Source organism: Gymnodinialimonas sp. (assembly GCF_059726805.1).
Genome location: NZ_AP041059.1, coordinates 1,493,252 through 1,510,953 on the forward strand (window position 1 = coordinate 1,493,252; position 17,702 = coordinate 1,510,953).

At 60.4% G+C, this 17,702-nt stretch carries 15 protein-coding genes, 1 tRNA gene and 1 pseudogene; 10 read left to right on the top strand and 7 right to left on the bottom strand.

The features are described from left to right. Positions 1–23 precede the first annotated feature (23 nt). Both AC6I9R_RS07380 and AC6I9R_RS07385 read right to left on the bottom strand, forming a co-directional pair. Entirely contained in the window at positions 24–3,986 is a 3,963-nt protein-coding gene (locus AC6I9R_RS07380) for an NB-ARC domain-containing protein (RefSeq protein ID WP_461429329.1), read from the bottom strand. 16 nt (positions 3,987–4,002) lie between these two features. Continuing rightward, complete coding sequence (locus tag AC6I9R_RS07385; RefSeq protein WP_461429330.1) at positions 4,003–4,503, bottom strand: hypothetical protein; 501 nt, start codon at positions 4,501–4,503, stop codon at positions 4,003–4,005. A gap of 287 nt (positions 4,504–4,790) precedes the next feature. Between AC6I9R_RS07385 and AC6I9R_RS07390 the strand changes: the two genes are divergently transcribed. The 9 genes and pseudogenes from AC6I9R_RS07390 to AC6I9R_RS07430 all read left to right on the top strand — a co-directional run. Next, on the top strand, positions 4,791–5,354 hold the full coding sequence (locus AC6I9R_RS07390; protein WP_461429331.1) for a hypothetical protein: 564 nt from the start codon (positions 4,791–4,793) through the stop codon (positions 5,352–5,354). A gap of 74 nt (positions 5,355–5,428) precedes the next feature. Further along, positions 5,429–5,764: a hypothetical protein gene (locus tag AC6I9R_RS07395; RefSeq protein WP_461429332.1), complete on the top strand. Its 336-nt coding sequence runs from the start codon at positions 5,429–5,431 to the stop codon at positions 5,762–5,764. Between the two features lie 99 nt (positions 5,765–5,863). Then, complete coding sequence (locus AC6I9R_RS07400) at positions 5,864–7,201, top strand: hypothetical protein (RefSeq protein WP_461429333.1); 1,338 nt, start codon at positions 5,864–5,866, stop codon at positions 7,199–7,201. Next, complete coding sequence (locus tag AC6I9R_RS07405; RefSeq protein ID WP_497863084.1) at positions 7,194–8,336, top strand: trypsin-like serine peptidase; 1,143 nt, start codon at positions 7,194–7,196, stop codon at positions 8,334–8,336. Before AC6I9R_RS07400 ends, AC6I9R_RS07405 begins: the two co-directional genes overlap by 8 nt. 74 nt (positions 8,337–8,410) lie before the next feature. Then, positions 8,411–8,656 (top strand): hypothetical protein, encoded by a 246-nt coding sequence (locus AC6I9R_RS07410; RefSeq protein ID WP_461429335.1) that lies wholly within the window; start codon positions 8,411–8,413, stop codon positions 8,654–8,656. Next, positions 8,653–10,272: a type IV secretory system conjugative DNA transfer family protein gene (locus tag AC6I9R_RS07415; RefSeq protein ID WP_461429336.1), complete on the top strand. Its 1,620-nt coding sequence runs from the start codon at positions 8,653–8,655 to the stop codon at positions 10,270–10,272. Before AC6I9R_RS07410 ends, AC6I9R_RS07415 begins: the two co-directional genes overlap by 4 nt. 3 nt (positions 10,273–10,275) lie before the next feature. Then, positions 10,276–10,941, top strand: a complete 666-nt coding sequence (locus tag AC6I9R_RS07420) for a hypothetical protein (protein WP_461429337.1) — start codon at positions 10,276–10,278, stop codon at positions 10,939–10,941. Between the two features lie 149 nt (positions 10,942–11,090). Next, positions 11,091–11,423 carry a hypothetical protein gene (locus AC6I9R_RS07425; RefSeq protein ID WP_461429338.1) on the top strand — a complete coding sequence of 111 codons (333 nt, stop codon included), beginning with the start codon at positions 11,091–11,093 and terminating at the stop codon, positions 11,421–11,423. Beyond that, a pseudogene (locus AC6I9R_RS07430) lies at positions 11,420–12,424 on the top strand (recombinase family protein); the annotation flags it as partial. The gene AC6I9R_RS07425 and the pseudogene AC6I9R_RS07430, both read left to right, overlap by 4 nt. A gap of 506 nt (positions 12,425–12,930) precedes the next feature. Here AC6I9R_RS07430 and AC6I9R_RS07435 read toward each other — a convergent pair. The 4 genes from AC6I9R_RS07435 to AC6I9R_RS07450 all read right to left on the bottom strand — a co-directional run bounded on the left by AC6I9R_RS07435 (position 12,931) and on the right by AC6I9R_RS07450 (position 15,078). Next, positions 12,931–13,018, bottom strand: a tRNA-Leu gene (locus AC6I9R_RS07435). Between the two features lie 231 nt (positions 13,019–13,249). Continuing rightward, positions 13,250–13,786: an adenine phosphoribosyltransferase gene (locus AC6I9R_RS07440; RefSeq protein WP_461429372.1), complete on the bottom strand. Its 537-nt coding sequence runs from the start codon at positions 13,784–13,786 to the stop codon at positions 13,250–13,252. Positions 13,787–13,815: 29 nt separating this feature from the next. Then, positions 13,816–14,511, bottom strand: a complete 696-nt coding sequence (locus AC6I9R_RS07445; RefSeq protein WP_461429339.1) for a DUF2927 domain-containing protein — start codon at positions 14,509–14,511, stop codon at positions 13,816–13,818. Positions 14,512–14,601: 90 nt separating this feature from the next. Continuing rightward, positions 14,602–15,078: a GNAT family N-acetyltransferase gene (locus tag AC6I9R_RS07450; RefSeq protein WP_461429373.1), complete on the bottom strand. Its 477-nt coding sequence runs from the start codon at positions 15,076–15,078 to the stop codon at positions 14,602–14,604. Between the two features lie 94 nt (positions 15,079–15,172). Between AC6I9R_RS07450 and AC6I9R_RS07455 the strand changes: the two genes are divergently transcribed. Then, positions 15,173–15,778, top strand: coding sequence for a flavin reductase family protein (locus AC6I9R_RS07455; protein WP_461429340.1), 606 nt, complete (start codon positions 15,173–15,175; stop codon positions 15,776–15,778). A gap of 180 nt (positions 15,779–15,958) precedes the next feature. Here the strand turns inward: AC6I9R_RS07455 and AC6I9R_RS07460 are convergent, their stop codons facing one another. Next, on the bottom strand, positions 15,959–17,587 hold the full coding sequence (locus AC6I9R_RS07460; RefSeq protein ID WP_461429341.1) for a SulP family inorganic anion transporter: 1,629 nt from the start codon (positions 17,585–17,587) through the stop codon (positions 15,959–15,961). Positions 17,588–17,702 lie beyond the last annotated feature (115 nt).

Below are 17,702 nucleotides of genomic sequence, written 5' to 3' on the forward strand. Positions count from 1 at the left end.
CGCGTACTGATTGGCAAATCAACTCACAATGGAACTACTTCGACAACGATAACCTCACCAGACTCAAGGCCAATTGCCAAAGCCCGCTCATGGGCATCGACGCTCGTAGCTTTAAAGTCAAAAGATATGCATGCCGCTTCGGCCTTTGTCACTGTATCCCAGAGACGCGCGGTCCGATCATCAGATACTGTAGCGATTTGTGATCCCCCGAGGAAAAACGCTGCGCCATTGACCCGGTCAATGTGCATGTCGAACGGATGACCGATCGGAGCACCGGTCTCCGAGTTCCAAAGTCGCGCGGAGTGATCATCTGAGACCGTCACAATGCGTTTGTCGTCGCGGCTAAATGCTGCGCTTCTGACCGACGCAGAGTGCCCTGCTAGAGGGTCGACAAGGGGCGTGCAGGTGGCAGAATCCCAAAGTCGGGCAGTCTGATCAGTTGAGACCGTTACAATGCGACTGCCATCGTGGCTGAAAGCTGCGTTAACCACAGCGCCTTCATGGGCCTCGAACGGTTTGCCAATCGGGCTAAAGGTTATCGTATCCCAGACGCGCACCATATTATCGACCGAAGCCGTTACAATACGGGTACCATCCCAACTGTACGCAGCCGTAGTGATCCGGGCTCCTTGAACTTCGAGCGGCCGCCCAACCTGACCGCCGCTCGCCGTTTCCCAAAGCCTTACGATACCATCCAACGACACTGTGACAATTCCATTGCCATCTGAGCTGAATGAGGCTTTGACTGCGCGGGGTCCGTGACTCCTTGGAAAACAGCCGAGACGATTACCCGTCTGAGCATCAAAGAAGCGGGCTGATGCTGACACCGAGGCGGCGATGATGCGCGTGCCTTCTGGATTGAACCCGACAGTCGTGATCCTCTGCAGGCCGCCGCTTTGGGGCGAGTAGGTACTTACTACCAATTTAAAGTCCCAAACGCGTGCGGTACCATCGTAAGATGAAGTCAAGACGCGAGTACTGTCGCCCATAAAGGCAGCTCTGCTTATCGAGTCTTCGTGACCCTCAAGTGGTCGGCCAAGCCGTTCGCCCGTCGCAGCATGCCAAATACAGGTTGCTCTTCCGGATGAAGTCACAATGTACTGACTGTCCGAGCTAAACGCAGCGCTAGTTAGCGGGTATTTGTCATGTTTGATTGTCTTGCCGATCTTCGCGCCGCTAGCGGCGTTCCAGACGCGTACGGAATTGTCGAATGACGTTGTTACGATGTAGCTGCCATCTGGACTAAACACAGCACTCGCGACTCCGAGACCATGTCCCTGAAGCGGCGCACCAAGTTGCGTGCAATTCAACGAATCCCAGAGAAGAGCTGTTTTGTCTATCGAAGCGGTAACGACGCTAGCATCATCCTTACTGAACTCAGCGGTCATAACCGCGCCCGAATGGCCCACTAGTGGAACGCCAAATGACGTGCCATCCTCCGCGTTCCAAAGGCGGGCCGTTTGATCTCTGGAGGCCGTCACAATGCGTTCGTCGTCTTGGCTGAATGCAGCGCTTAAAACCGCATCTCGATGTCCCCTAAGAGGGTTTCCGATCGGGGCTCCTGTCCTCGCGTCCCAAATTCGCGCTGTATGATCCTCTGATGCCGTGACAACACGGGTACCGTCCGAGCTGAATACAGCACTCGTTACGCGATCTTCATGACCCTCAAGTGGCAGTCCGACCGGGTTGTCGCTATCCACATCCCACAAACACGCTGTATGATCGTCCGATACTGTTACAAGTCGCGAACCGTCTTGGTTGAACGCAACGCTAGTAACCCAGTCCCAATGACCTGAGAGCGGGTCGCCAATACCGGCTCCAGTTTCCGCGTCCCAAATCCGGACGGTGCCGTCTGAGGAAGCCGTCGCGATGCGGTTAGTTTTTTGGCAAAACGCGGCACCTAAGACAGCGCGCTTATGCCCTTGAAGGATCAACCTCTCTGGCCCAAGCGGTGTTAGGTGCGGCCATCGGGGCCTAAGCGGGTGAAGTTGTGATGACATCGCTGCCTTCAGCAGCTCGCAGATCGCTGGACTAACTGCGCCGTGGCCAAGACGACCAAAGAGTTGGAGAGGCAGTTCAGCTTTGTTTTGTCTAAGGGCGTGAGCGGACCGATCGATGCAGCGCATGACCCAGTTTGCGTCGGTGCTGAGATTTGTTGAGCTAAACGACTTCTGGAGGGCAACCACATCAAGGTTGGAGAGTTGGCCCCATAGGAAATCGAAGTCGAGCCGGAGTTCGTTTGCCTCCGGGGTTCGCCCGGCCAGCTCTAGGTGATTGAGCAGGTGGTACCAGGCGTAACGGTTGCTGTTTGGCAACGCGGTCCAGACATGCGCACATTCACGCCCGAGGGCATCAAGGAGCGCGCAATGGCGATTTCGCAATTCGCTCGCACTATGGTCCCCCAGGAGGCACGCGAGCATCTCGTCATGCAACCGGATGGTTTTCCGTTTCTGGTCGAAGTCGCGCAACAGATTGTAGTCGCGGGCTACCTGGCGCAGCGTAGAGAACTGTGTCCTTTCGTTCAATTTCCTGTCGCGTGAAAGCTCTTCCCAGAGCCCATCGACAATCTCGAACGGAATGTCGGTATCATCCGGAAAAACAGCAAGTGCTCGGAACAGCTCGCGGTCGCTGTCATCTCGGAAAATCGCCTTGATGCCGGTTTCAATGCATAGCTTTGCGAGTCCCCTACGCATGACGGCGTTGGCCCCATCCTCAGCGCCTTTGTGGTCCCAGCCAGTGATGTTTCCGCGCTCGAAGAAGGCTCGATACTCGGCAATGGCGTCATCGACACTGCCTCCGTGATCCTGAAGCGCCCTAAATGCGCCGTTCGCGAGCCGCAGAAGAAGGGCCCAGCCGTTGAAACGCTGAGCAAGGTCTCGCAGGGCCACGTCTTGCGACGCGGTCAGTGTCCCCATACCGGACGTCAGGAGAGCGAACGCCATGTCGCCCTCGAGCGCCCCAACCGTTTGTTCGATGGACGCGCGACGCGCGATTTCTGAACTTCGTGTGGAGAACAAAACAGATGCATGCGTGGGCACCTGATCGAGAAATGCGACTTGGCTCTGCCTCCACAGATCATCGGCGATGATCAGGAAGCGCGCCTCGGGCAGCGCGTTAAAGAGCAACGACGGAGTGCTGAGGTTAAAGTTGCGCAGATCCACATCGTGGAATTGGCGCGCCAACATTTCACTGATGGCCTCATCGGTGCTGATCTCGCCACCGACGCGCTCATCCTGCTGGACGAACCGCAATCCGTGCTGCAGCCAGTAAATGCCGCCGGGAAACGCCTCACGAATATCGGCGTCCATTGCGATCTCCTCGGCGATCGCTGTTTTTCCGTAGCCGCCGGGACCAGTTACTGCAGTAACAAGGGCGACGGTCTTTGAGCTGCGATCGCGAAGAACTGCTTTTACCATTTCGAACTCGGGTCTGTTCCGCTGGTAGCTTTCTTCCTGCTCAAAGGTGAAGAACCGCGGAGGCAGTCTGGCTGGCGTTTTGAGTGCTAGTTCGTCGCGGTGAGGTTGCTTGGGGTGAGGTGGATGCTTGTTGGCATTGTTTTTCCGGTAGGTCTCTCTTGCGGGGCGATGCGGTCCTAGAAGCTTGGTCTCGATGGCTTCGGCTGCCTTTAGGCTACGCGATCCCTCATCTGGCGGACCAACGCGCTCGGGTTCGTCTAGAAACCGGAGGCAATAGAGGATCGCCCAGCATTTCTTGATACGTGTTGGGCCACCCAAGTAGAGTTTCGTGAAGTCTCCGTCGATGTCGTCCCAGAAGCTCTGCCCTGTCCAATCCGTGATGGTGGCGGCAAGTTCGAGTTTGCCATTGCTACTATTTTTTTCGACCGCGTCTCGATAGTCGGTGAATTGCTCTTGGACGCTTCTGCAAAACTCTCGATGAGAGTCATCGTCCTTGCGAATCCTGCCAACGATCCGCTCGATCTTGTCTCTATAGACGTTGACATGTCGCTTGCCGCGATGACGGGCCATCGGCTAGCCGGACACTCTAGGAAGGGGACGGTGGAGGCCTTGCAGTTGGGTCAACTTCTTCCCCTCGGTCGTAGAAGCTCTCTGTGAGGATCGCTCCAGTCTTAGGATTGCGCTCGATGTATGCCGGGCCATCAGCCCGATGCCTATCTCCATGCTCCCAGTATTCCTCGCGTTCGACAACACCTGTTGAAACGTCAGTGAGGATGATGGCGGGTTTGCCACCCAACCTGCAGGGCGATCCGTCATCCGACCATTCCTGCAGAACTGCCGTTCCCGTCTCTTCATCGACTACGACCATGCTCGGAAGATCGCCTTCTCGATAGATGGTCCCTTGATTGTAGAAGGTCTCGCTTCGGCATCGCCGGCCCTCCCACTCGTAGAAGTCTACCTCCGCCGGTCCGTTCGGGCGATGGGCTTTTCCTGTTTTCGGGTCGAACCAGACTTCGCGTTTGATCTCATCTGTGAGCGGGTCGCGGTGAAATTCGACCGAGTACGTCTCGGTTCTTCGTTCTGCCATTAGGTCAGCATAACATACCTAATTATTTCACTCAAATAAAACGTGACAATTCCGATGGTTAGGCTGCCCATTGGAAACCCGCTGGACGTTTCCAACCGCATTCTACTGACCACCGAGCGCACCTTTGCGATGCCATCTAAAGGGATCAGGAAACCGGTCCCAAGCCTCATCTCGAGGGGGCACGTGGCGACCCGGCCGGTCATCCAGATGCAAGGGCAAGTGTTTGGATACCCCCACCTCTGCACCCTCGGACCAAACTAGAGCGCTTCGGCGCGGAAAGGACCGAGATGACTGAACGCATCTTAGGACGCTGCTCAAATTGCTTTGACGCAGACGGGCAGCTAAGAAAGTACGACGGAACCCCAGCCGTTCAACCGGCGGCCCCCGCAGGCCCAAACGAAATCGTCGCCAAACCTGCGGAGAAACTGCTGACAGTTGCAGCCTTCACTACCCTTGGCCTTTGGCTGCACGAGTTGAAGATCGACGTGCCGATTGGTTTGCGGAACGACAAACGCCCTTTCTCGGTGCCGATGGTACGTTGGATGGTGGCCTATGCGCTCTACGGAGGCTTGGAAAAGGGTATTCAATACCGCTGGTCCTGTGGCTGTCCGCTGGTTATTGCGCCAGAGACGATTGACGAGGTCTTCGATGGAAAGAAGACCGAATATCTTCCTGTGACCGAGGATTGGTCTGATGACCCGATCAGCTATGACAGGGGCATCCGTTTCTGGGTTGAACGTGCCGTTGCGGGCGAAATCACCGAACCACCTGGTGAACATTGGCTCGGTCGTCTGACGCTGATTCAGCTCTGTCGTGATGTTCTGGCGTCTGAACAGTTCAACGACGGCTGATCTCTCAACCCTCTGCCAGCGCGCTCGACGCCTCCGGTGCAAACCGGGGGCGTCAATCGTTTTTGGGGTTATCCATGTTCAACTTGTTTGGGATATTCGTCCTTGTTGTCGCGACTGGTGCATCTGCCCTGGGCACTATTGCTCTGAAACATGCCGCGCTGTCCGCGAACCCGGCTTTGGCCATCCTTGGCGCATCGCTCTGGGGATCCTCTGCTGCGGGTTTTGTTTGGCTAAGCCGAACCGCGGACCTTGGCGTCCTTTCGATCGTCACCAGCGCGTTTGGTATCCTCCTCGTCCAAGCCGCCGCTCTATTGATATTTGGCGAAAGCATAACACAGGCCAAACTTGTCGCGCTGGCGCTGCTGATCCTCGCCATGGTTCTGCTGAACGAACCGCCGAGCGGTACCTGACCCTGCCAGCGGGAAACTTCCGAAATCCGTACTCCGGAGGAATCGCCTTGGCTACGCTGCTGCGCGGTCCGGGCCTCACTTCCTTCGGAGAATAGGCAAATGCACAAGCATCCTTCGCTGCCGCCGTGGACGAGCCCTTGGCTGGAAGACATGATTGCCCAATATGAAGCCATCGCCAAACCGAGCCTGAATGGATTGGCGATTATCTCCTCGGCAACCGCGGTACTCGGCTACGCCAGCCAGTTCGACCATCCCGACCTCGGCGTTTATCTGCGCTGCGCGGCTCTAGGCCTCGCCCTCTGGCTGATTGCGCGCACATTTTGGGCAGGCGCATGGGCTCTTCCCGCTCTGGAAACCCGCAAACCTCTCTTGATTTACGCGCTGGTCGGCACCATCGGCTTCTTCGCGTTCGCCATCCCGTCGTCCTTAGGCAGCCTAAGCGCCAATGGCGGCGGCATCAGCCTGAGTGTCACTCAGCAGAGCGACATCGACGCGCTGGACAATGCCCGCCAGGACTTCGCCCTCTATATCGGCGAAATGGCTCTGACGCGGGCGGCTTTGGTTGAACGCGCAGAGCAGGCTCAGCAAGCCGAAGACGACGAGATTGCCGGGCTTGGACCAACCGGGGTGCCGGGCGAAGGGTCGGTGTCGCGGTCCTATGCGGCGGCGGCCGACCGTTATCAATCCGCCGCCGGTCTTGTTGCGGCGGCGTTAGATCAAGCCAACGGGCGGATCGATGCGTTGGAAGCCATCTTGGCTGAGATGCGGGCCTTCCAGGCCAATCCAGAGGTCTCTGGAGCCGAAGCTGCTGCGCAGCTCGATGTTCTCTCAGGTCGCGCCATTGCGGAAATGCGGGCCTTGCTGGCGCTTGATCCGGCGCGGGCCGTCCGTTCCGCTGCGTCTCATGTGGCACAAGGCGTACCGCCCCGCAGCCAGACCAATGCGCAGTCCCAGGCCCGGATCGCTGAGATCACCGCTGACATGCGGGTGTATGCAGGTCAGTTGGAAACCGAAGCCGACCGAATTGCCGCCCTGGTTCCCAATCTACCGCAACAGACAACGTTGAGCCCTGCGGAACGGCTGGTCGCAACGATGTGGCGGACGCCTGGCCTGACGGTTGCCGCCATCCTCTTTGACCTCTGCGGCTGGATCGCGGTTGGCTTCCGCCTGGCGCTCTACCAAGCCTTGAAAGCCAAGCTGCGCGAAGAGAACGAACGGCCTGTCCCGAGCTTCGTCATGATGGAGGACTTCGATAAGGTTGAGGTCTTCGTGAACCGGTCCGAGGAGACCAAAAAGAAGATCGAGGCCGCAAAAGGGACGCGCCGTGGGCGTCCGCGTTCGACAGGACCGGCGAAGGCGAGCCCGACCAAGCGCAAGCCGAGCAGCACGACCAAGCCCACGTCCACCAAGAAACCCGGAGGCAAGGATGATGTATAAGGTCGTGTCTGTCCTGCATGGCTGGCCGGTGGCCGCTGCCGGTCTTCTGAGCCTCGCCATGCTCCTCGGCTCAACGGTGGATGAGATCGACGCGCCGGAGTGGCTTGTCGCGGCGTGGACCCAATTGTGGTCCACGCCAGAGCCCGAGGAGGATGACGCGCCTGACTTGCCGCCGGTCCCGGAGGGGCCGGAAGCACCGGGGCGTGGCGCCGCCATCCCCTTCGCCCCCTCGCCAGGTCGGGATGACCGCACGCCGGTCGCGTTCCTCGATCAGATCTTTGCGCTGGATAGCCCTGCGCTGCCTGACCATCTCTCCGGCATTGGTCCCGTCTTCTGGGACCATGCGGGCCAAGGGACCGGGGCGCTGATCTCGCCCACGTTGGTGCTGACCACGGCCCATCTCTTTGCCGAGGCCGGTCAGTGGGAAGGCCCGTACGGGCGCACGCCGCGGCCCCTGCCGCCGTCCGACGGGCGTATCTATCTGGAGGCCTGCGGACGCGCCTACGACTTCGTTACCCTGGATCTCGGAAGCATGGCGCCGCGGGCGCGCCTCGGCCTCGACTATGCGATTGTGGAACTTGCGGACCCGGCCTGTGACGCGGCCCATATACTGCCTGTCGCGCTGACGCCGGATGATCTGGTGGGGGCAGAGGACCAGATCGTCCTGAACGTGGGTGCTTATCGCTTCGCCGAAGTCGACTTCTATGCCGACCATCCCCTCTTTGCGGATCGCAACGTATCGGATCGGTTTGAACGCCACGCCGTCTTTGGCGTCCGTTGCAGGGCAACAGGCCGTCGGGACACCGGCGATATGCCAGAAGGCTCCACGGCGGTGATTGAGACCGAGGGCTGCGATGGCATCCCAGGCGGCTCCGGTGGGCCGCTTCTGGTCTCCCGAGATGGTGGGCGGAGTTACACGATCATCGGCGTGGCCAACAGCTACCGGCGCACCGACCCGGAATACAACAACTACACCCGGATCGAGGGCGCCTTTGCCGCCCATCTGAGCAGCTATGTCGAGTTGATCGATCTGCCGCCTGCCAGCGCCGTCACACCGACTCCGTCATCCTTCGTATCAGCCGGACCCAGTGGGGCTTGGCTTCCCATGCTCTCTCATCTGGAGGATTTGCAATGAAATGGCTCTTTACGGCAATTGGGGGGAAGGACTCTCCGCAACCTCACCCTCTTATCGCCTCCAGCGGCAAATGGATGTCTGCATTCGTTGGCTTTTACGCCGCCGTCTTCTGGACGCCTGACGTTTGGGCAGCGTTGGAGCCGTCGATCATCGACGCGATCCTCGCGCGCTATCAGGATGGATGGGCGACATTGATTTACTGGCTCCTTCGCATCGCGGCCTATCCGTTGATGTTCTTCACCACCATGCTGGTTCTGGGCGTGGCCTTTGTGTCCATAGTGCTGTTTGTGATGCTCAAGCTCTTTGGCGGCCGCCGGTGAGCCGGGATGATAATGCGTCGAACCGGTTCGGTTCGACGCGACCCGCAACCTATGACGAGCTGCTCCGCGCGGGCTTGTTCGAACAGCACCCCCATTCGATCTTCCTTGGCTTTTTTGAGGGCCGGGAAGTCTACACACATGGCCCGGCGGGAACGGTCGTGACCGCGGGTGCACGCAGCGGTAAGCTGCGGGATTTGCTCATTTTTAATCTGCTGTCGGGCACGTGCCTAACGTCTTCGGTGACTTTGGATCCTAAAGGGGAAGCTGCTTACATCGCCCAAGACCAGACGGCCGATGGCAAGTTCATAGCGACTTGGAACCCAACGGGCTGGCACGGGTTGCCCCAAGACCGGATCAACTTCCTGGGTCATATCAAACGCGGCAGTCCCATGCTGGTCTCGGACACCAAGGTGCTGTGGCAGAACCTGATCCCTGTCGGTGGGCCACGGACCGATAAGTACTTCCCCGAGAGGGGTCAGGAGTTCGGCGAGGCGCTGTCGCTGGCCATCGTTGAGTTGGAAGGCGAGCTCAGCTTCCCGTCGCTCTATCGGGTGATCAATATGATCCCGACCGAAAGCGAAGAATGGCTCGACTTCGCCTTCCACATGTCTCGTTCGGAGTTCCCCGTCGTGCGGCGGGTGGAAGCCGAAATCGCCGCCTCGCGCAAAGACACCGGCAATGGCTTCCGCGGCATCATCGGGGAGCTGATGCGCGCTGTGGCTTGTCTCTCCGATCCATTGCTGATGGCGTCTGTCTCGCCGCCCTATACGATGAAGATGGAAGACTTAGTTGCCAGTGATCAGATCTGGCAGCTGTATCTCTGCCCGCCTGCAGAGTTCATCTCCGGCTGGAGCGCCGTCATCAAAGCGGCCTTTGTCTCCGCCATGCTGGTGAAATCCCGCGCGCCCGCCGCGAACCGCATCACCTTCTTCATCGACGAATGCGGCCAGTTTGGCGGAGAGGCTGGTGGCTTTCCGCTGATACCACGGCTTTTTACCTACGGTGCCGGAATTGGGTGCGTGCCGGTCATCTTCCTGCAGTCCAATGCGCAAATGAACGGGTTAGCGCCTGGCGCCAAGGATCTCATCCTGTCGAGCGCCGGCGCCTCCGTGATGTTTGCGCTGCGGGGCGATTGGGAGAGTTGCCAGGATTGCTCCCGCCGCATGGGCGCTCAAACGCTCGCGTACGACGACACCATGGCGCAGGAGCGTGCTGTTCATGCCCGCAACCAAGCCATCCAATCCCTGATCACCGGCGGTGACCCTCTGAAGGCTGGGTTTGACCTCGCGCATCACGGTTTTGCGGAGACACACCAGACCAAGACCCGCCGGGAGCTGCGCACGCCCGACGAGATCATGAACATGCCGTCGAACAAGGCCTATCTGTTCCACGAGGATGTGGAGTACCCGATCGAGCTGGAACGGCGGCCTTATTACGAGCAGCGCAGCTTGACGGGTAAGTTCCACCCCCATCCGGCGATGCCTCCGTTGGATCGGGTCACCGTGGCGACGAGATGGGGCAAACGCACCCGCCGCGTCATCACCGAGCCGGTGCCAGCACGCTTTGCTCACTACCCGCAATATCGGAATGGCCTTTGGTCGAGAGTGGAGAGTTGATCCGTGTCGAAGCGCGAACCCATCACGTACGCCGATAGCGTACCGGATCTCCCGGGCGACAACTTCTCGCGTCGTTTGCGGGAATTGCGCGTCGCCCGGCTTTTTGCGGCGGCCAATGACGACAGGCCGTCGGAGGAGCACATGAAGGCGCAAGCACGTGAGCAGATGCAGGACGAACGTGCTGCTCACGTCCGCCCCCGCACAATGATCGAGGAAGACCATCCACGCCCTGTCCCGCGTCCGTCGCCCAACTTTGCCGCTGAGGTCGATGCAGAGGCCTTCAACACCCGCTGGGAGGCCGAACGCCTGCGCGCGGCCCCCCGAAGCAATCCAAACCACCCCAACCTGAAAGGAGACTTCATGTCTGACCAAGACCGCAACCCACCGGAGGAGACCTTGCGTGACGGCAACCTTAAGGCTGCCATATGGCGCAATGAGTCGGCGGAGCACGGCGCATACCATTCCGTCACGCTGGCCCGGACCTACAAGGATCAGGACGGCAATATGCGGGACACGTCCAGCTTCCGCGCCAAGGACATGCTCGGACTGTCAGAGCTGACCCGCCGCGCCCACCATAAGACGATGGAGCGTGATCGCGCCGCCTTCAAGGAGCACCGCATGGCCCAATCGCAGGAGGGTCCGAAGCAAACGAAGGGGCATACCAAGTAAGGCTCCCGCTCACCCTCACTTCCCAGGTCTAGGAATTTAATCCTTGCAAAATAATGGGTTGTCGGGCAAAATGTTCCTCTTTTGTTCTGCGCGCTGTGCGCAGAGCAAACTGCCCGGCATCCCCACAACCCGCAACGAAAGGAGGTCCCATGTCGGTCCCCAATCCCCCGTCGTGTTCGGACGCATCAGGTGCGCCCACAACGCTCTCGCCCAATCCTACGTCTGCCGCATCCCGGCCCAGTCTTCATCTCGATTGGGAGGCGTGGCTGCCGTATCTCGACGATCCAACGGCCACGGAAGACGAGAAGCGTCAACTTATTGAGACCCTCTGGTCCATCGTCATCGCCTTTGTCGATCTGCAATGGAACATCGTTGCAGAGCCCGCCCCAAAAACCAGTGGACAAGTCCTCCACCTGACCACCGCGCTGAACGCCGCTGTGCTAGACTGGAAGACACACACCAACGAGAAGGAGGATGTATGAGCCGTAAAGCCGTAACCTATGCGAGGGTCAGCTCACGTGCGCAGGCCAACGATGGAAATGGCCTGGCCAGCCAAGAAAAAAGGTGCCGCGATCACGCCAAGGCTAAAGGTCTTGAGGTCGTCGCTTCGTTCTCTGACACAATTAGCGGCGGTGTGGATTACGCCGAGCGTCCAGGCATGACGTCATTGCTCGTGTTCTTGGATGCACAACCCCATGAAAACTTCGTGGTCGTGTTCGACGATCCCAAAAGGTTCGCCAGATCGGTCCGGTTCCACTTGGAATTGCGCGAGGCTCTGCGCCAGCGCGGAGCGCAAGTGGAATGCCTGAACTTCAACTTTGAGGACGACAATCCCGAAGGCGAGTTCATTGAGACTATTATTGCCGCCCAGGGAGAGTTGGAACGCAAACAAAACGGGCGTCAGGTCTCCCAGAAGATGGAGGCGCGGATGCAGTCCGGATACTGGGTTCATGATGCCCCTATCGGCCTGAAGTACACGCCCGTTAAGGGTAGAGGGAAGATGCTGGTGCGCGATGAGCCTCTGGCCTCAATCATCACCGAGGCCATTGAGGGCTACGCGTCCCGACGGTTTGAAACCCAGGCCGAAGTGAAGCGCTTTTTTGAGAGCTTTCCTGAGTTCCCGCGCAACAGGCGGGGTGAGATTAAGCAGCAACGCGTCACCACGGTCCTGACGCAGCCCATCTACGCCGGGTACATCTGCAGCGAGCGGTACGGCATCACCTGGCTGAAAGCGCAGCACGAGCCGCTGATATCGTTGGAGACCTACGAGAAGGTTCAAGAGCGGCGTGCAGGGAAGGCAAAAGCCCCGAAGCGCAAAAATATCGGCGATCACTTCGCGCTAAGGGGTGTAGTCGCCTGCGCATGCTGTGAAGCGCCGCTGCGGTCCTCGTTTACGCGCGGGAACGGTGGAACCTACGCGTATTACCTCTGTCAGACGAAAGGCTGTGAGGCCTATGGCAAATCTATCCGACGCGACAAGCTCGAGGGCGAAGTCGGCGACATCATCAAGACATTACAACCGACGCAGCCGCTGATGGCGCTCGCCACGGCGATGTTCCGGAGCGTCTGGGACGCACGGGTTGAACAAGCCAAGTCCAAAAAAAAGGCAGCGGCGGCAGAACTCAAGCGACTCGACCAACGCATCAAAGCGCTGATGGACCGCATCCTGTCCGCACAAAGCGAGTCTGTCATTCCGCTTTACGAAGGCGAAATTGTCGCCTTGGAGCGTGGAAAGGCTGTCTTGGTCGAGCAGATGGAGAAAACCGAAGAACCAGCAGGAAACTTCGAGGAAAAACTAGAACCTGTCCTCACATTCCTCGCAAACCCCTTTAAACTATGGGAAAGCGGGCATATCGAGTTGCGTCGGACCGTGCTCAAACTGGCGATAGCTGACCGGGTTTTATATTGCCGAAATGAAGGCGCTAGAACCACAAAAATAGCGTTGCCGTTCAAAGCGTTAGAGGCACTGGACGGTGCCCATATGAGAAGTGGTGCGGGCGGCGGGACTCGAACCCGCACGGGCACAAGGCCCAACAGATTTTAAGTCTGGTATGTCTACCAATTCCATCACGCCCGCATCTGCCCTAGCCCTAGCGGGGGCGCGCGGGGATGACAATGGAGGAGGGCGCGGTATCAAACGCTGCGCGTCCTGGATTGGGGTCAAGACGCGCAGCTTTGCGATACTACAAGCACAGAAGTCCGCCACGTACACGGCGGTTCCCTCTTTGCTATGGGAAGATACTTAACGTTAGGTTAACCCGCGCAGTTGATTGCAAAATTTCTGCCCAGGGCTGCTCGATCCGGGCCTCTAGTGCCCCTCGTAGACACAGATCGCATGGACCGGCACGCCCATGGCCTCCAGCTTGGTGCGCCCGCCAAGGTCCGGCAGGTCGACGACAAAGGCGCAGCCGATGACCTCGGCGCCCAACCGCTCGATCAGTTTGATCCCGGCCTCGGCCGTGCCGCCGGTTGCTAGAAGATCGTCCACGATCAGCACCTTGTCGCCGGGCTGGACGGCATCGTCGTGGATCTCGACCACGGCCTCTCCGTATTCCAGCGTATAGGCCTGCTCGATCGTGGCGGCGGGCAGTTTGCCCTTCTTGCGCACGGGCACGAAGCCCTTGGAAAGCTGGTGCGCCACCGCGCCGCCCAGAATGAATCCGCGCGCCTCCAGGCCCGCAACTGCATCGATGGTCTCGCCCACGAAAGGCGACAGCAGCTGATCGATGGCCAAGCGGAAGCCGCGTGGGTCCTGAAACAGGGTGGTGACGTCGCGAAACATGATCCCCTCGTGGGGGAAGTCGGGGATCGTGCGGATGTAGTCTCGCACGGTTTTCTGGGCGATCATGGCGGTTTGGACCCTCTTGGGATGGGTTAATTGGTGTCGCGTTCTGGCACGCCGGGGCGGGGGTAATGACGGCGGAGCGCGCTGGCGTCCTGGCCGCGCAGGCGGGTCATGGAATTGCCGTTCTCGGCAAAGATCGACAGCTCATAGGCGGGTGAGGCAATGTCCGTCACCAGCCCCAGGGATTGCACCAGCTCTTCCAGCACGACCGAGGCGATCTCGCGCCGTCGGATGTCCTGGCTGATGGCGATGGTCGCCGCGACGATATCATCCCCGCGCGAGCGGATCGCGACGCGGCCGATGGCGATGGAAGAGCCGTCAAGCTCGTCCACGCCGGTCCCGAGGATCGTGCCGCCCTGGGGCGTATCGACGAGGTAGAAGGGGATATCCATCTCGCCCTCATAGACCCGTTCGAGGAACAGATGGGCGCCCGCGCCGTTGATCTCGGCGATGGCGGCATCGATGGCGGCGTCCACAATATCGAAGCGGTAATCGAGGAAACTGTCGGCGGTGCTGGCGATGCCGACGCGCAGGGCAAGGCGGCGGTCTTCGGGCCAATAGATCAGCGGCTTCGCACATTCGCCGCCGGGCGGCGCGGCGCAAGAGACGACACGGTAGAATGCCTCGTCCGAGATGAGGTCGGGCACGGCGATAAACTCCTGCGCGTGCGATCCGCGCGGGAAGAGCAGGCTAAGAGCCAGGAGAACGATGAGGACATGCCGCATGGGCTTTTGATGGCAAGGCCTGCGCAGCGGATCAAGCGGGCGCGGCACATTGACGGTCACCTGTTGCGCGGGCGCATGGGTTTGGCGCGTTTATCCGCCCCAGCGGGTGACGTCGCCGGTCACTCCGTGCCAGTCGCCGGTGCCCAGAACGCGGGCCGGGTTGGTGGGCGGCGGCATGGTGACGTTTGAAAGCTGCGTGAAGCCGAACTTGGCGTAATAGGGCGCGTCGCCGACCAGAAGGATGCGTTGCCAGCCCTTCTTCTGCGCCGCCTGCAGGCCCGCGTCCATCAGAAGGCCGCCCAGGCCTTCGCCCTGCCGAGTGGGGTGGACGGCGATGGGGCCAAGCAGAAGCGCCTCGGCCCGGCCCACGCGCACGGGCCAGAACCGCACGGCGCCCGAGACGATGTTCAGATCATCGCGCGCCACCAGGCAGAGGCCCGCTACCGGCGGCACGCCGTCGCGCAGGCGGTAGCTGCTCAGCGCCTCGCGGCCCGGCGCAAAACAGGTGTCGTAAAGCGCCTCAACCTCCGGGCCGTCGTCCAATACTTCCTGGGAAAGCGTATACATCGCGGGCCCGGTCTGCTCCTCTGCCTCTGGCGCTTGGCGTAGCACGGGGCTAGGTCTTTGCCAAACCACGCGAATTCAACGGAGGCTTCGCCCCATGTACTACCGCCCCGCAGATGGCCACGGCCTGCCGCACAACCCGTTCAACGCCATCGTCTCGCCACGGCCCATTGGCTGGATCTCGACCCGGGGCGCGGGCGGGGCGGACAACCTGGCGCCCTATTCGTTTTTCAATGCGGTCGCCTACGTGCCGCCGCAGGTGATGTTTTCCTCGACATCGGCCAAGGAGGATCGCGGCGACACGAAGGACAGCGTCGCCAATATCCGGGAGACGGGCGTGTTCTGTGTGAACATCGTGGAATATGCCGCCAAGGACGCCATGAACGAGACCTCGGGGCCCTGGCCCGCGACGGAGGATGAGTTCGCGCGGGCCTCGATCGCGCGGGCAGAGTGCACCGAGATTGCCTGTTCGCGCGTCGCCGATGCGCCGGCCAATCTGGAGTGCCGCGTGACCCAGATCGTGAAGCTGGAAGGCGCCCACAACTTCGCCGTTTTCGGCGAGGTCGTAGGCGTGCATATCCGCGAGGATTGCCTGGTGGACGGGCTCTTTGATGTGACCCGCTTCAACCCGCTCACCCGCTTGGGCTACCGGGATTACTCGGTGATCCGGGAGGTGTTCTCCTTAAGCCGTCCGGGGGAGTAATCCAGCCGCTGGGAGAGGCTGCTCAAGGTTGAGCAACGGCCTAAGCCGTTGTTAAAAAGCAAAACCCGTTTTTGTTTACCTTTTGTTAAGACATCAAAGCGCCCCGCGCGACCGCCCACAAAACGGCTGCGAGGACCGTTCGCCCTAAAAGGGCGATAGGGAGGAGGGGCCGAACCCCCCTCAGTGGTCGCCCAAAATCCCCGTGCGCACGGAGTAGTCTGTGGCGATCTCGTAATCCGGGTCATCGTCGCTATCGACCACCAGATGGCCCGCCTTTTGCAGGAGCGCGTGGCAGTCGCGGGTCAGGTGGCGCAGCATGATGCGCTTGCCTGCGGCCTCGTATTTACCGGCCACGGCCTCGATCACCTGCAGGGCGGATTGGTCGACGACACGGCTGCCCGCGAAGTCCACGATCACGGTGTCGGGGTCTTTCTCAGGCGTGAACAGCTCCATGAACCCATCGGCGGAGCCGAAGAACAGCGGCCCCTGGATCTCATAGACCTTGGCGTCTTTCTCGGTGTTGCTTTCGCGGGTGATCGCGTGGATGCGCGTGGCGTTCTGCCAGGCGTAGGCGAGGGCCGAGACGATGACGCCGACGACGACGGCGGTGGCCAGGTCTGTCGCCACCGTGACCACGGTGACGAGGACGATCACGAAGGCATCCGTCAGCGGCACCTTGAACAGGATCGTGAGCGAGTTCCACGCAAACGTGCCGATCACCACCATGAACATCACGCCCACTAGGGCGGCCAGGGGGATCTGCTCGATCAAGCTGGACCCAAACAGAATGAACGACAGCAGGAACAGCGCCGCCGCGACGCCCGCCACGCGGGTGCGCGCGCCGGATTTCACGTTGATCATCGACTGGCCGATCATCGCGCAGCCGCCCATGCCGCCGAAAAACCCGGTGACCGTATTGGCCACGCCTTGCGCCACGCATTCCTGGGACGCGCCGCCCTTCTCGCCGGTGATTTCACCAACGAGGTTGAGGGTCAGGAGGCTTTCGATCAAGCCGATGGCCGAGAGGATCAGCGCATAGGGTAGGATGATCTGAAACGTCTCCCACGTGAGCGGCACGGCGGGGATGTGGAACGCCGGCAAGCCGCCCTCGATGGAGGCCAGATCGCCGACGCTGGGCACATCGATGCCGAAGATCAGCACGATGGCGGCGGTGATCACGATGCCCGCCAGGGGCGCGGGGATGACCGAGGTCAGCTTGGGCAGCGCCCAGATCACCAGCATCGTCAGTACGACCAGCGTGATCATCAGGGCCATTTCCGTGCCTTGCAGCCATTGGCCATTGGCCATGCCATGGCCCGACGCCTCGGCGGTGCCGGGTTCCTGGAACAGGCTGAGTTGCGCTAGGAAAATCACGATGGCCAGGCCGTTGACGAAGCCAAGCATCACCGGATGCGGGACCAGGCGGATGAACTTGCCCCAGCGCAGCACGCCGACGCCGATCTGGATCAGCCCCATCAGGACCACCGTGGCCAGCAGGTATTCCAGCCCGTGGACCGCCACCAGGCTGACCATCACGACCGCCAAAGCCCCCGTGGCCCCTGAGATCATGCCGGGGCGCCCGCCGATGAGCGCGGTGATCAGGCCGACGATGAAGGCCGCGTAAAGGCCCACTAGCGGGTGGACGCCCGCCACGAAGGCGAAGGCCACGGCTTCGGGCACCAGGGCCAGGGCGACCGTCAGGCCCGCCAGAACCTCGATCCGCAGGCGGCCAATGCCCCAGCCGTGGCCCATATTCGAAAACTCGGGCGACAAACGGCTTTTGGCAGCCGCCAATAGGATGCGGGACATGGAGGGACCTCTTGCGGATCGGGATTTGCTCGTCAGCGGCGCGGCACACGCACGCGGGGGTTGCCGGACCCCTACGCCTGCACGCGCGGTAAGTCACGGGATTGTTGTCAGGACA